Genomic DNA, 13,148 nt, shown 5'->3' on the forward strand with positions numbered 1-13,148 from the left:
CGGAGTCGACGCGGCCCGGCCCCATTGCCTGATCAGCCGCTCAGCGCCACCGTCGGTGGTGTGCGGGCGGCGCGCACCGCCGGGTAGAAGCCGGCGACCGCGCCGATCGCCAGCGTCGCGACCACGGCGATGCCGGGCGTGACCGGCGGCAGCGCGAACGGCCAGCCGTTGAGCAGCGCGATCGCGCCGGTCACCAGCGCGCCGAGCGCGCACCCGACCACCCCGCCCAGCCCGGACAGCAGCAGCGCCTCCGCCAGGAACTGCAGCCTCACGTGCCGCCGGGTGGCGCCCAGCGCGCGGCGGAGGCCGATCTCGCGTCGCCGCTCCAGCACCGAGATGATCATGGTGTTGGCGACGCCGATGCCGCCGACCAGGAGCGCGACCGAGCCGAGGCCGACCAGCAGGCCGGTGAACGCCTGGTTCGCGGCGTTCTTCGCGGCGAGCGCGTCGGACGGACGGGACACCTCGACCTGGTCCGGCGACTGCGGCGAGATCGTCGGCGCCAGCAGCGCGCGGACCCGGTCCACGACCGCGTCCGCGGACCGCTCGTAGATCGTGGTCGGGTTACCCGCATAACCCGCGTGTGCGGTCGCGGCCTCGCCGCCGATCAGCGCGGCGCTGTCCAGCTCCGGGGCCAGCGTCACCGGGTCGAGGATGCCGACCACGGTGAAGTGCGTGCCGGCGAGCCAGACCTGCGTGCCGGGCGAGACCACGCCGAGCCGGCGGGCGGCGGTGCTGCCCAGCACCACGCTCGGGAACGCGGCCGTCGCGTCGTTGAGCCACGCGCCGGCGCGGACGTGGCCGGAGACCACGTCGAGCAGGCTCAGATCCGCGGCCATGGCGACGATGCCACCGGTGCCGGCCGGATCGGACAGCTGACTGCGGTAGACCGGCGCGGACAGCGCGGCCACGCTGCTCGACGCCGTGACGCCGTCGATCAGGCCCACCTTGCCCAGCGCGCCCGGGTCCAGCGTGACCGGCCGGCCCATCAGGTCGGTGCCGGCGCGCGCGGTCAGCAGATTCGTCCCGAGGCGGGCCAGCTCGTCGTTGAGCCGCGCCTGGCTGGAGGCGGAGATGCCGACGACCGCGATCATCGCGGCGATGCCGATCGCGATGCCGAGCGCGGACAGCACCGCCCGCGCGGGCCGGGCCCGCAGGCCGGTACTGCCGAGTCGCAGCAGGTCACGGCCGAGGATCCGGGATCTCACGCGACCACCCGCCCGTCCCGGACCGCGATCCGCCGGGGCAGGCGCGCGGCCAGCTCCGTGTCGTGCGTGATCACCACGATCGTCGTACCCTGCCGGTTCAGCTCGTGCAGCAACTCGACCACGGCCGCGCCGGAGGCGGTGTCCAGGTTGCCGGTGGGCTCGTCCGCCAGCAACAGCGGCGGGTCGCCGACCACGGCCCGTGCGATGGCCACCCGCTGCCGTTCACCGCCGGAGAGCTGGTGCGGGCGGTGGCCGAGCCGGTGCCCGAGCCCGACCCGCTCGAGCGCCGCCACCGCGCGCCGACGGCGCACGCCGCGTGGCACGCCGGTGTAGAGCAGCCCGTCCGCCACGTTGTCGACCGCGCTCACGCCCTCCGCCAGGTGAAACTGCTGAAAGACAAAGCCGATACGGTACGCCCGGAGAGCTGACAGATCGTGATCTCCGAGCCCGGCGACGTCGTGGCCGTCGATGCGGGCCACCCCCGCGGTAGGCCGGTCGAGCGTGCCGATGATGTTGAGCAGCGTCGACTTCCCGGAACCGCTCGGCCCCACGATCGCCACCAGCTCACCGGCCGTGATGGTGAGCGTGACACCGGCACAGGCCAGCACCGGCGGCTCCCCGCCGTAGGCACGCTCGACGTTCTCCAGCGAGACGATCGCGGTCATCGCTGCGGCACCACGATCCGCTGCCCGGCGCTGACGCCGTCACCGCTGATCTCCACGCGGCCCGCGGCGAACAGCCCGGTGGTGACCGGCACGCGCCGGGTCGTGCCGTCGTCGCCGACGATCTCGACCCCGAACTCGCCCGGGTCCAGCGCGAGCAGCGCGCCGACCGGCACGGACAGCACGTCCTCGCGGCGCTCGCTCGGCACGGTCACGGTCACGGACGCCTGCTGCAGCGCCGCGGCCGCGGCCGGGTCGTCCAGCGTGACCACGACCGGGATGACCGCCTGCTGATCCTCGCGCTCCGTGGGCGTGCCGACGGACGAGATCTTCCCGGTCGTGGTCGCGCCGCCGGGCAACCGCAGGCCGACCGGGGCGCCGGTGACCGCGAGCCGCTGGTCGGCGAGCTTCAGGTCCACGTCCACGATCTGGGTGGTGCCGGTCGCGTCGTAGAGCGCGGCGCCGGGACCGACCTGGTCGCCGGCCCGCGCGGCCGTGGTGCCCACCCGCAGGTCACCCTCGGCGAACAGCACGGACCCGAGCGGCAGCCGGCCGGTCCGGTCGACGCCGGTGGCCTTCTGCCAGGCCACGATCGCGTTCGCCGTGACCCAGGTGAACGCGCGGCGCGGCGGCCGTTTCAGGTGGCCGAGCGCGCGCAGCCCGGCCTCGAGCTGCTCCACGTCGGGCCCGTCGGCCATGCCGATCTCGAAGTCCCGCCACGCGGGCAGGGCGCCGTGCAGCAGCGGCACCGGCACGTTGTCGACCGTGTAGAGCCTGCCGCCGAGGCGGACCACGGCGCCGGGCGCGGGCAGCGCGGTGAGCGTGCCGGTGCGTCCGGCCCGCACGGTGCGCGAGCCGGAGTATCGCAACGTGCCGGTCGCGACCGTGTTGCCCTCGAGGTCGCCGCGGGTGATCGTGCCGGTGGCACCCTGGAACGCGGCCGGCGCGCCGCCGTCGCCACGGCCGGCGGCCTGCGCGGCCCGGACGCCCGCCCCGGCGCCGACCGCGACCACCCCGGCGGCCGCGAGCCGGATGAGTCTGCGCCGCCGGATCGTCACTGGCCGGCCCCGGTCGCGCCCATGGCCAGCCCGCATGCGTCCATCACGTCCTGCGGCACCTCGCGGGGCAGCTCCATCAGCTCGCCCGGCTTGGGGTCCTTCACCTCGACGCCGTGCTCGCGCAGGCAGGCGGAGATCTCCAGCTGCCGGGCGATCCGCTCGTCCTCGTTCGGTACACCGCCCTCGCCGGCCGGAGGCTCACCCAGCTCGCTCTGGCAGGCCTCGGCCGCGGTCTGGAACGCCGCCTGGTCGCCGCCCGTGTCGAGCTGGATGCCCCCGCCGGCGTCCGGGTCCGGCATGTTCATGCCGTGCTCGCGCATGCAGGCGGAGAACGCCAGCCGGTAGTCCTCCAGCGTCTGCGGCGCGGGCGGCGCTGCGGGCTCCTCCGCGCCGCCGCAGGCACTCGTCAGGGCGATCATCACGGCGGCGACGAGCGCCAGGGTCCGATGTCTCACGTGCTGCTCCGTTTCGTGGTGCGGTCGCGACGGCCGGTGCCGCCGCGACGCCGACCAGTGGAGCAGCTCGCGTGTATCCAGGATGTATCCAGTTTCTTTTACGTTCTGGATATGCCTCATGTGGTTGGCTGCCGCACATGCGCGTTCTGATCGTCGAAGACGAGCCGTATCTTGCCGACGCCGTGCGGGTCGGACTGCGCCGCGCGACCATCGCCGCGGACGTGGTGCACGACGGCGTCGCCGCGCTGGACGCGGTGGCGGTCGGCGACTACGACGTGGTCGTGCTGGACCGGGACCTGCCCGGCATGCACGGCGACGACGTCTGCGTGCGGCTCGCGGCCGACCAGCCCCAGGTCCGGGTGCTGATGCTGACCGCGGCCCGCACGCTCCACGAGCGCGTGTCCGGCTTCGAGCTCGGCGCGGACGACTACCTGTCGAAGCCGTTCGAGTTCCCCGAGCTGGTCGCGCGCCTGCGGGCGCTGGAGCGGCGCACCCAGCCGGCCCGCCCGCCGGTCGTGACCTCCCACGGCGTCCGGCTGGACGCGTTCCGTCGCGAGGTCTACCGCGACGGCCGGCTGGTCCGGCTCAGCCCGAAGGAGTTCGCGGTGCTTCAGCTGCTGATGAACGCGGACGGCGGCGTGCTCAGCGCGGAGACGCTGCTGGAGAAGGCCTGGGACATGAACGTGGACCCGTTCACGAACACCACCCGCGTGACCATCTCGCACCTGCGCAAGCGCCTCGGCGAACCGTGGGTGATCCAGACCGTCTCCGGCGTCGGCTACCGGTTCGGGGCCGCGCGATGACCCGGCGCCTCACGCTCCGGGTCCGGCTCACGCTCAGCTACGTGGGCCTGATCGCCGGGTGCGCGCTCGCGCTGACCGCGGTGATCTACCTCTTCATGCGGTACGTGCCGGATTACCAGATCGCGGTCATCTCCCCGCCGTTCGTGCCGACCAGGGAGATCGAGCCCTCCGGGATCGGCGTCGCGCGGCCCGCCTCCATCGCGATCACCACGGTGGCCGACTTCCTGGACGTGCTGATGCTCGCGTCCGCCGTGGCGCTCGTCGTGTTCGTCGCCGCGGGCACGGCCGTCGGCTGGATCGTGGCCGGCCGGATCATCAAGCCGCTCGCCGCCATCAACGCGGCCGCCACCCGGGCCGCGACCGGTGCGCTGGACCACCGTCTCGCGCTCGGCGGCCCGCGCGACGAGATCCGCGACCTGTCCGACACGTTCGACCGGATGCTCGCCTCGCTGGAGCGGTCGTTCGCCGCCCACCGCCGCTTCGCCGCGAACGCGTCACACGAGCTGCGCACCCCGCTGGCCACCACCAAGACCATGCTGGACGTGGCGCTCGACGACCCGGAGACCGACGCGACCACGCTCCGCACGCTCGCCTCCCGGCTCAGCGAGGTCAACCGCGCCAGCATCGAGACGGTGAACGCGCTGCTCGACCTCGCCGACGCCGAGACCGGCACCGCCGCGCGCGAGCCGGTCGACCTGGCCGCGCTTGCGAATCACGCCATCGGGGAGCTGACCGCGGAGGCGACCGCGGCCGGCGTCACGATCAGGGGCCCGGCCGGCGCTGCGGGCGGCGGTGCGCTTGCGGGTGGCGCCACGGTCAACGGCGCGTTCGCGGGTGACGTCACGGCCGGTGGCACGACCGCGGTCGGCGATCCGGTGCTGCTCCGCCAGGCCGTGTCGAACCTGGTCCGTAACGCGGTGCGGCACAACCATGCGGGCGGGGAGGTCACGGTCCGGCTGGCCGCGACGCGCCTCACGGTCATCAACACCGGTCCGCCGGTCGCGCCGGAGTCCGTGGCCACGCTCACCGAGCCGTTCACGCGCGGCGCGGGCCGGGCGCTGACCCGCGGCGCCGGCCACGGCCTCGGCCTGGCCATCGTCTCCGCCGTCGCCACCGCCCACGACGCCACGCTCACGCTCCGTCCCAACCGCGCGGGTGGCGGCCTCACCGTGCACCTGGACCTGCCGCCGGGTCCTACCGCCGAGGGGAGTGGAGCTTCTCGACCTTGACCGTGAGAAGGACGCGCTGCTGCCCGGGGCCGAAGCCGGGGTAGGGGCGGCCGAGGTACTGCTGGGACAGCTCGTCGATGTGCTCGCGGGCGCCGTCCGTGGTGGCCGACACGACGCTGCCGCGTACCGCCCAGGACCGCATCGGCGCGGCCGGGTCGGTGATGCCGATGGCTACCCGGGTGTCGCGCGCGACGTTGCGGTTCTTCTGGTGGGTCTCCACCGTGTTGATCAGGATGTGCTCGCCGTCCGTGCCGGCCCAGGTCTGGGAGATCTGCGGCGAGCCGTCCGGCATGAGCGTGGTGACGAAGCAGATCGCCTTGCCGCGCAGCACGGTGAGCAGGTCGTCGGGCATTGCCATGTGCGGTTCCTTCACTTCTTCTGGTCGTGGTAGAGGTGGTCGATGACGGTCTCGTCCGGCGCCACGCCGGGCAGGTCCGCGTGCCGCAGACCGGCCAGCGCGATCGCGAGCGCACGCCGCCACAGATCCGGCGCGACCGTGCGGGAGGCATCCATGACGCTGCCCACCATCACGTGCGCGGCCGCGAAATCGCCGGGCGTGACCCCGTCCGGCAGCTGGCCCGCGCGCACGGCTCGTGCCACCAGACCGGCGATGATCGGGGTCATCCGCTCGCCCGCGGCCTGCACGAGCGTGGAGGACTGCCGCCGGCCGCGCAACAGCTCGCCCAGGCCCCGGCTGCCGGCCTCCAGTTCCAGCTGCCGCTCCAGGAACCAGACGAGCCCGGCCAGCGCGTCGTCGCGGCGCGCGGCCTCCTCCGCGAAGCCGACCACCGCATCGATGTGCGCGGCGAACAGCGCGTCCAGCAGGTCCTGCCGCTGCGGAAACCGGCGGTACACCGTGCCGAGACCGGTGCCGGCCGCGCGGGCGATCTCCTCGTACGTGACGTCGAGCCCGTCCACGGCCATCAGGTCGTAGGCGGTGCGCAGCAGCAGCTGGCGATTGCGCTCGGCATCGCGGCGCAGGGGAGCGGTCACGCCCCTGACCCTACGGAAGTGGAGGATCTCTTTTCAAGTTGAAAATTTCCTCCACTTGTTGGCCGCCACGGCGTTTCCGGCATCGGGAGCGGGCTGTCCTGGCGTTGAGGCCCGAAATGCCCGGCGCGGACCGCCCGGGTGGCTGCTACAGGCGAGACCCGCACGCCGCACCTCAGGATTCAGCGCTCAGCGACGCGGCCGAGACCGTGAACGTGGTGCCGGCACCCAGCACGCTCCGGACCGTGATGTCGCCGCCGTGGGCCTGGGCGATCTTGCGGGCGATGGTGAGGCCGAGTCCGCTGCCACCGGTGGACCGGCTGCGGGACGGGTCCGCGCGCCAGAACCGGTCGAACACGCGCGGCAGATCCTCCGCCGCGATGCCAGTACCGGTATCCGCGACCGTGATCCCGCCGGACGTCAGCGCGAGCGTGACCGATCCGCCGGACGGCGTGTGCCGGATCGCGTTGCCGACCAGGTTGCCGATCAGCTGACGCATCCGCTCCGGGTCCACGGTGGCGGTCCACGGCGCCGCTGCGTCCATCCGCGGCGGCGCCGCACCGGTGCGTCCGGCGGCGCCGTGAAGCCAGGCGGCGGTCCGCGGTACCGAGGCGGCGGTCCGCGCTGACGCGCCGGTCTGCGCGGCTGTGTGCGGATGTGTGTCGGTGGTCTGTGGTGCCGGGGTGTCGATCTGCGGCGTGGCGGCGTTGCGGGCGGCGGTGTCCGGGGGCGCGTCGGCGGTCTGTGGCGTGGGGGCGTCGATCCGCAGCGTCACGCCGGCCCGGGTAGCCGTGCCGCGGTGTGCGTCGGCGACCTGTTCCAGCAGTTCGCGCAGGTCGGTGACGGCCAGGTGCAGACGCAGGTCGCCGGCATCCGCGGCGGCGAGGTCGCGCAGGTCGTCGATGACGTGCTGAAGCAGCACGGCCTCGTCCAGGAGCAGGTCGACCAGCGGCCGGTCGATCGGCGCGAGGCCGTCCTGGGCGGCCTCCAGCCAGCTGCGGATGTTGGTCAGCGGGGTCCGCAGCTCGTGTGCCACGTCGCCGACCATCTCCCGGCGCCGGGCCTCCGTGCCGGCCCGGCGGGCGTCCAGGTCGTTGAGCGCGGCCGCGAGGTGCCCGATCTCGTCGCGGCGTCCGACCGGGACGACCGGGAAGCCGCCGGTACGCGTGGCCGCCTCGGTGAGCAGGGTCAGCGGCCGGACCAGCCGGCCGCCGACAACGACCGTGACCAGGATCGCGACGACGAGGACCGCGCCGGTGACCGCGGCGATCCTGGACGTGTTCCCGGCGGACAGGTCGAAGGCCGGCAGGGGTTCCGCGGACGCCGGATCCGTGACGAACAGGAGCGCGACCGGCGCCACGTACGGCCGGAGCTGTGCCTTCCTGGCCTCGAACGCGCACTCGCGCAGTTTCTGGTCGGCGTCGTCCGGGAGCGTGAACCCGTCGGGGCTGAACCAGATCTCCGTGCCGTCGTGCGGCAGCCCGGCACACCGCGCGGTCGCGGCCGTCAGCTCGCGCAGCGGCCCGGTCTCGGTCGGCGTCGGCCTGCCCAGATCTCCGGTGTCACACCGGCCGGGCGGGCCACCGCGCACGGCCAGCCGGCCGCTGGGCAGCGTGACGATCTCCGCCTCGACGTCCTGGGCCCGCATGCAGTACTGCTGCGCGTTCGCCGGCTTCCACATCTGCGCGGTCTCCTCCGCCGGCAGCCGGTACGGCCCGGTCGCCCGCGGATCGATCCGGCCGGGCGCGCCGCTGACCGTGAGGTCCAGGTCGAGCGGATCGATCAGCGCGGACGGCCGTGCCTGGAGCAGCGACGGCCCGCCCCCGGTCTCCGCGATCAGTCGGCGGTCCGCGGTCATCAGCGTGATCCGCCGGTCCGCACGCCCCTGGGCCAGCACGTCCGCGACGCCGTCCCAGTCCGGGTGCGTGGCCGCGTGCGCGATCAGCGAGTCGTAGAGCGCCCGGTCGTCCGCGAGCGCGCGCCCCTGCTCCTGGCGCAGCGTGCGGGCGGTGGTCTGGACGGCCAGCCAGGCGGTCGCCGTGATCGCGCAGACCGCGATGAGCACCGACGCGGCCAGCAGCCGCACCACCAGACTGCGCCGCCACGGCACCCGCCCCGCGCGCATCAGGCGGCGAGCTTGTAGCCGACGCCGTACACGGTCAGTAGTCGTACCGGATGGCGTGGATCTTTTTCGATCTTGCGACGCAGGTTCATCACGTGCGAGTCGATGGTGCGCTCGGTCGACTCCCGGATCAGCCCGGCGGTGCAGACCAGCAGCTGGGCGCGGCTGAACACCCGGCCAGGCTGGTCGGCCAGCGTGGCGAGGATCGCGAACTCGCCGGGCGTGCACTCGACCGGCCGCCCGTCCAGCAGGATCTGGTGCCGGTCCAGGTGCACGGTGAGCGGGCCGGCCCGCCGGACGTTGCCCGGCGCGCGGGTACGCCGCAGCAGCGTGCGCACCCGGGCCATCAGCTGCCGCGGGCTGTACGGCTTCGTCACGTAGTCGTCCGCGCCGGTGTCCAGCCCGGCCAGCACGTCGTCCTCGGCATCACGCGCGGTGAGCATCAGCACCGGCACGTCCGACCAGGCGCGGATCCGCCGGCACGCCTCGACGCCGTCCAGGCCGGGCATGAGCACGTCCAGCACGACCAGGTCCACGTCCGTGGCCAGCGAGACCGCGGCGTGACCGTCGGTGACCATGACGGCCTCGTGGCCCTCGGCCTCCAGGTAGCGCCGGAGCACCTCGGCCTGTCGTGGATCGTCCTCCGCTACCAGCACCTTCGCGCACATGACGGCAGATCCTAGGCGGAGACCCGGCCGCCGATCGTCGACGAACCTCACAGCGGTCTCCCGACAGGTTCCACACAATCCGTGTCCACGATCGGCGGGGCAGGTTTCCGTCCGACCGGAGGATCACCCTCGATGAAGCGATTCACCCTGTTCCTGGCCGCGACCGTGCTGCTGGCCGCGTGCGCCGAGCCCGCGCCGAGCGGCGGCGAGGCAGACGTGCCGACGCTGCTCACCCCTGGGGCGAAGGCCCCCGGCGCAACGACCTCCGGAGCAACGGCACCCGGCGCCACGACGGGCAACACCACGGCGAACGACCGGCCGGTCATCCGCCCGGACGCCACCGAGGAGGAGATCAGGCGGCTGGAGAATCTCTGGGCGGCCTGCCTCGTCAGGGCGGGCGTCCCGCACCACGCCGACGAGGCCGGCAACTACGGCAAACCGCAGGTCGACCTGACCGCGCCGGAGTACCGGGGAGCGGTCGAGTCCTGCGCGTCGCTGCAGCCGGAGAGCTGGCTCGACCGGGAACGCCGCACCGATCCGCAGTTCACCGACCGCCTGCTCGACGCCGTCACCTGCCTGAAGGCGAAGGGCTACCAGGCCCGCGTCGAGACCGAGGACGAACCGCGCATCGCCTACGCGACCACGGAGGAGTTCCTCCGCGCGGACGCGGACCAGGAGACCTGCCTGCGGGAGGCGTTCAAGGCCGCCTCGTGACGTAGCGGGCCAGTGCCTCCGGGGTGTCGACGTCGAGATCGTCCGCGACGTCCTCGACGTCGACCACGGTCACGGCGGAAGCGTGCGCGCGCAGATAGTCGCGGGCGCCGTGATCGCCGGTCGCGGACGCGGCCACCCCGGCCCAGTGGTCGCGCCCGAGCAGCACCGGGTGTCCGCGCCGCGTCCCGTATCCGCCCATGACCAGCGCGTGCGGGGACGAAAGGGCCGCCACCCGCCGCACCGCCTCCGCCGTGACGCCCGGCATGTCGACCAGCAGGATCAGCGCGGCCTCGGTGCCGGTGAGAACCAGAGCGGCCAGGCCCGCGCGCAGCGACGACGCCATGCCGGTCGCCCAGTCCGGATTGCCGACGAAGTCCAGCTCCGGCGCGGCGGCCCGCACCCGCGCGGCCTCCGCACCCACCACCACGAGGACCCGGGAGCAGCCGCCGGCTGACGCGAGCCCGGCCGCGTGACGCACCAGCGGCTGCCCGCGGAACGGCACCAGCGCCTTCGCCATGCCGTAACGTCGCCCGCCGCCCGCGGCGAGCACCACTCCGGTCACATCCACCGCGCGAGTTTACTGAGTTTCCAGGTGGTCGACCCACAGCACGGAGTGCCCGGTTGATCAAGGCGGGACCGCGAAGGCTCATCGGGCTGGGCGCGCCCGTGGGACCGGCGAGCCCCGGTCCACCGTGCGCCGCCGGCGCGGTCAGGACGTCCAGATCTCCAGGTCGGAGTAGACGACCTTGCCGGGATCGTCCGAGCTGGGATTCCAGTAGCCGAGCAGGACCGTGCCGCCGGCCTTGTTCGGGTCCTCGATCGCGGCGGTCATCAGGTGGTTGCCGTCCGCGAGCACGGTCGCCCGGTCGCCGGTCAGCGCGATCGAGAACCGGCGGTCGACGCCCTCGTCCCAGATCCCGCTGACGCTGCCGACCACCTCCTGACCGCCACCGTCGTAGTGGATGAGATCCGTGTACGTCCCGCAGATCGACAGCAGGTACATCCGCCGCTCGGCCTTGCGGAACGCGACCTGCCCGCACGACTCGTCCCCGTCCCGCCCGCCGATCGTGAACGCGATGGTCTGGTCGCCGCGGAACACGGTCGCCGGCCCGGGACAGTCCACCCGCGTCGACACGCCCTGGATCACCAGACCGTCGTCGAACGCGCAGGTCGTGCCGTCCATCTCGTACTCGGTCCACTTTCCGGGCGCGGTCAGCGCGTCCGAGAGGACCAGCGCGGACGCGGCCGGCGTCGGCGAGCCGCTCTCCTCCGGCGTGGTCACCGTCGGGGGTATCAGGAACGGCAGGGCCGCCACCCCGGCGAGTGCGGCCGCTCCCGCGGCAAGAGCGACTTTCCAGGGGGTACGACTCCGCGCGCGCGGAGTCGTACCCCCTGGGGAAAGCATGTCGATCCTGGGGTTGAGTGCCGGCGGCGGCCCGCCCGCGACCAGCATGTCCAGCAGCTCGGAGGCGGTCGGCCGATCCGCCGGATCCTTGGCCAGCGTGCGCTCCACGATGGCACGCAGCGGTCCGGAGAGCGTCCCGAGGTTCGGCGCGCCCGTGAGGATCTTGACCGCGACCGCGGTGGTCGAATCGCCGGCGAACGGGGACCGCCCGGTGGCCGCGTACGTGATGACCGCGCCCCAGGCGAACACGTCGACGGCCGGCCCGACGCGGTCCATCGGCCCGTCCAGCCGTTCCGGCGCCATGTAGGCCACCGTGCCGACCATCTGCCCGGTGCGCGTGTGCTCGCTGGTCGCCTCGACCGCCCGCGCGATGCCGAAGTCGATCACCTTGGGCGCGCCCAGCGCGAACAGCACGTTGCGCGGCTTCAGGTCACGGTGCACGACGCCGGCGCCGTGGATCGCCACCAGCGCGGTCGCGGTCCCGACCGCCACGCTCTGCAGCGCGCCGCCGCTCAGCGGCCCGTTCTCGGTGACCACCTCGGCCAGGTCCGGCCCGTCCACGTACTCGACGACCAGGTACGGCGTCGGGTGGTCCGGGTCCGCGTCGAGCACCTCCGCGGTGCTGAACGGCGGCACCTGCCGCGCCCGGGTGACCTCGCTGCGGAACCGCGCGCGGAACTCGTCCAGCGCCGCGAACTCCGGCCGGATGACCTTGACCGCGACCAGCCGCCCGCCGGGATCGCGTGCCTGGTAGACCGCGCCCATGCCGCCCTCGCCGATCACGCCGAGCAGCGTGTACGCGCCGAGGCTCCGCGGGTCGTGCGGGCGAAGAGGTCGAATCGGCATGTGGAGATCTAACAACATTCGCCGTCGTCCCTCCGCGGAGGTACTGCGGATGGCCCGCCCGAGGGACGCCCGGTCGCACACCTCCTCCATAGCGTCGGTGCCCTGACCCGATGGACTACCGAAGGAGTAGGCGATGTCGAGGAATATCGTGCTCGTGCACGGCGGCTGGCACGGCGCCTGGTGCTGGGACCTGTTCGGTGCCGAGCTGGCCGCGCGCGGCTGGCACGTCACGGCCGTCGACCTGCCCAGCGTCGGCGACGCGGACGCGGGCCTGCACGACGACGCGGAGACCGTGCGCGCGGCCGTCGCCGGCGTGGGGGAGCCGGTGGTGCTGCTCGGACACTCCTACGGCGGCCTGCCGGTGACCGAGGCGGCCGGGCCCGGCGTCACGCAGCTGGTCTACCTGGCGTCGCCACTGCTGCGCGCCGGTGACTCGATGGTCGGCCCGCTGGGCGGACCCTGGTATCCGCCGGGCTCGCCGCTGGTCGAGGTGGTGGCGGACCCGCGCGAGATCCTCTACCACGACGTGCCGTCCGGTGTGGCTGACGACGCGATCGCCCGGCTGCGTCCGCACGGCGCCCGCGCGTTCGAGGAGACGCTGACCCGTGCCGCGTGGGAGACCGTCCCGTCGCTGTTCGTCCTGCCCACCGAGGACCGGATCTTCGCGGAGCCGTTGAAGGCGACCGGCGTGCGCGCCGACGTGCGGGTGACGATCCCGGGCTCGCACTCGCCGTTCCTGTCCCGGCCGGCCGAGCTGGCCGACACTCTGGAGAAGCACTGCGTATCCGCTGGTTAACCCGGGTATGGTCGCTGTGATCAGCGGGTCGCGCCGAGGGGGACCACGGTGGGCGGAGAGCAACATTCGGACAGTGCGCGGCTCGCCGTGGTGGTGGGCGCGATCGGTGTCGTGTTCGGTGACATCGGCACCAGTCCGATCTACACGATGCAGATCGTGTTCAACCCGGCCGACCCGCACCCGGTCCCGGTC

15 protein-coding genes are annotated in these 13,148 nt (G+C 73.5%); 5 read left to right on the forward strand and 10 right to left on the reverse strand.

The features are described from left to right. Positions 1 to 32 precede the first annotated feature (32 nt). The 4 genes from OP04_RS21935 to OP04_RS51910 are packed head-to-tail and all read right to left on the reverse strand — an operon-like array spanning position 33 to position 3,383. The gene (locus tag OP04_RS21935; protein WP_033341606.1) at positions 33 to 1,208 is read right to left on the reverse strand and encodes an ABC transporter permease; all 1,176 of its coding nucleotides are present in this window, start codon (positions 1,206 to 1,208) and stop codon (positions 33 to 35) included. Then, a complete protein-coding gene (locus OP04_RS21940; protein WP_456297621.1) occupies positions 1,205 to 1,864 on the reverse strand; it encodes an ABC transporter ATP-binding protein in 660 nt (219 codons plus the stop codon). The genes OP04_RS21935 and OP04_RS21940 overlap by 4 nt, the downstream gene beginning before the upstream one ends. A 5-nt stretch (positions 1,865 to 1,869) precedes the next feature. Further along, positions 1,870 to 2,928 (reverse strand): peptidoglycan-binding protein, encoded by a 1,059-nt coding sequence (locus tag OP04_RS21945; protein WP_033341608.1) that lies wholly within the window; start codon positions 2,926 to 2,928, stop codon positions 1,870 to 1,872. Next, positions 2,925 to 3,383, reverse strand: a complete 459-nt coding sequence (locus OP04_RS51910) for a hypothetical protein (protein WP_033341609.1) — start codon at positions 3,381 to 3,383, stop codon at positions 2,925 to 2,927. Before OP04_RS51910 ends, OP04_RS21945 begins: the two co-directional genes overlap by 4 nt. Positions 3,384 to 3,520: 137 nt before the next feature. Here OP04_RS51910 and OP04_RS21955 point away from each other — a divergent pair, with 137 nt between their 5' ends. Both OP04_RS21955 and OP04_RS21960 read left to right on the forward strand, forming a co-directional pair. Further along, on the forward strand, positions 3,521 to 4,186 hold the full coding sequence (locus OP04_RS21955) for a response regulator transcription factor (RefSeq protein ID WP_033341610.1): 666 nt from the start codon (positions 3,521 to 3,523) through the stop codon (positions 4,184 to 4,186). Further along, positions 4,183 to 5,415, forward strand: a complete 1,233-nt coding sequence (locus OP04_RS21960; RefSeq protein ID WP_033341611.1) for a sensor histidine kinase — start codon at positions 4,183 to 4,185, stop codon at positions 5,413 to 5,415. The genes OP04_RS21955 and OP04_RS21960 overlap by 4 nt, the downstream gene beginning before the upstream one ends. Here the strand turns inward: OP04_RS21960 and OP04_RS21965 are convergent. The 4 genes from OP04_RS21965 to OP04_RS21980 all read right to left on the reverse strand — a co-directional run bounded on the left by OP04_RS21965 (position 5,381) and on the right by OP04_RS21980 (position 9,195). Then, positions 5,381 to 5,773, reverse strand: a complete 393-nt coding sequence (locus tag OP04_RS21965) for a TIGR03618 family F420-dependent PPOX class oxidoreductase (protein ID WP_033341612.1) — start codon at positions 5,771 to 5,773, stop codon at positions 5,381 to 5,383. The genes OP04_RS21960 and OP04_RS21965 overlap by 35 nt on opposite strands. Before the next feature lie 11 nt (positions 5,774 to 5,784). Beyond that, a complete protein-coding gene (locus tag OP04_RS21970) occupies positions 5,785 to 6,408 on the reverse strand; it encodes a TetR/AcrR family transcriptional regulator (protein ID WP_232323686.1) in 624 nt (207 codons plus the stop codon). Positions 6,409 to 6,580: 172 nt separating this feature from the next. Further along, positions 6,581 to 8,530 (reverse strand): sensor histidine kinase, encoded by a 1,950-nt coding sequence (locus OP04_RS21975; RefSeq protein ID WP_033341613.1) that lies wholly within the window; start codon positions 8,528 to 8,530, stop codon positions 6,581 to 6,583. Beyond that, positions 8,530 to 9,195, reverse strand: a complete 666-nt coding sequence (locus OP04_RS21980) for a response regulator transcription factor (RefSeq protein WP_033341614.1) — start codon at positions 9,193 to 9,195, stop codon at positions 8,530 to 8,532. Before OP04_RS21980 ends, OP04_RS21975 begins: the two co-directional genes overlap by 1 nt. A gap of 132 nt (positions 9,196 to 9,327) precedes the next feature. Here OP04_RS21980 and OP04_RS21985 point away from each other — a divergent pair, with 132 nt between their 5' ends. Next, positions 9,328 to 9,909 (forward strand): hypothetical protein, encoded by a 582-nt coding sequence (locus OP04_RS21985; protein WP_033341615.1) that lies wholly within the window; start codon positions 9,328 to 9,330, stop codon positions 9,907 to 9,909. Here OP04_RS21985 and OP04_RS21990 read toward each other — a convergent pair. Then, positions 9,893 to 10,477 (reverse strand): nucleotidyltransferase family protein, encoded by a 585-nt coding sequence (locus tag OP04_RS21990; protein WP_085066662.1) that lies wholly within the window; start codon positions 10,475 to 10,477, stop codon positions 9,893 to 9,895. The genes OP04_RS21985 and OP04_RS21990 overlap by 17 nt on opposite strands. A 141-nt stretch (positions 10,478 to 10,618) precedes the next feature. Beyond that, on the reverse strand, positions 10,619 to 12,160 hold the full coding sequence (locus OP04_RS21995; protein ID WP_051798604.1) for a serine/threonine-protein kinase: 1,542 nt from the start codon (positions 12,158 to 12,160) through the stop codon (positions 10,619 to 10,621). Positions 12,161 to 12,293: 133 nt separating this feature from the next. Here OP04_RS21995 and OP04_RS49940 point away from each other — a divergent pair, with 133 nt between their 5' ends. Further along, entirely contained in the window at positions 12,294 to 12,956 is a 663-nt protein-coding gene (locus tag OP04_RS49940) for an alpha/beta hydrolase (RefSeq protein ID WP_063746656.1), read from the forward strand. Between the two features lie 93 nt (positions 12,957 to 13,049). Then, on the forward strand, positions 13,050 to 13,148 hold a 99-nt coding region (locus OP04_RS55780; RefSeq protein ID WP_269746693.1), incomplete at its 3' end, for a KUP/HAK/KT family potassium transporter.

It is taken from the genome of Catenuloplanes japonicus, from assembly GCF_000717135.1.
Taxonomy (GTDB): domain Bacteria; phylum Actinomycetota; class Actinomycetes; order Mycobacteriales; family Micromonosporaceae; genus Catenuloplanes; species Catenuloplanes japonicus.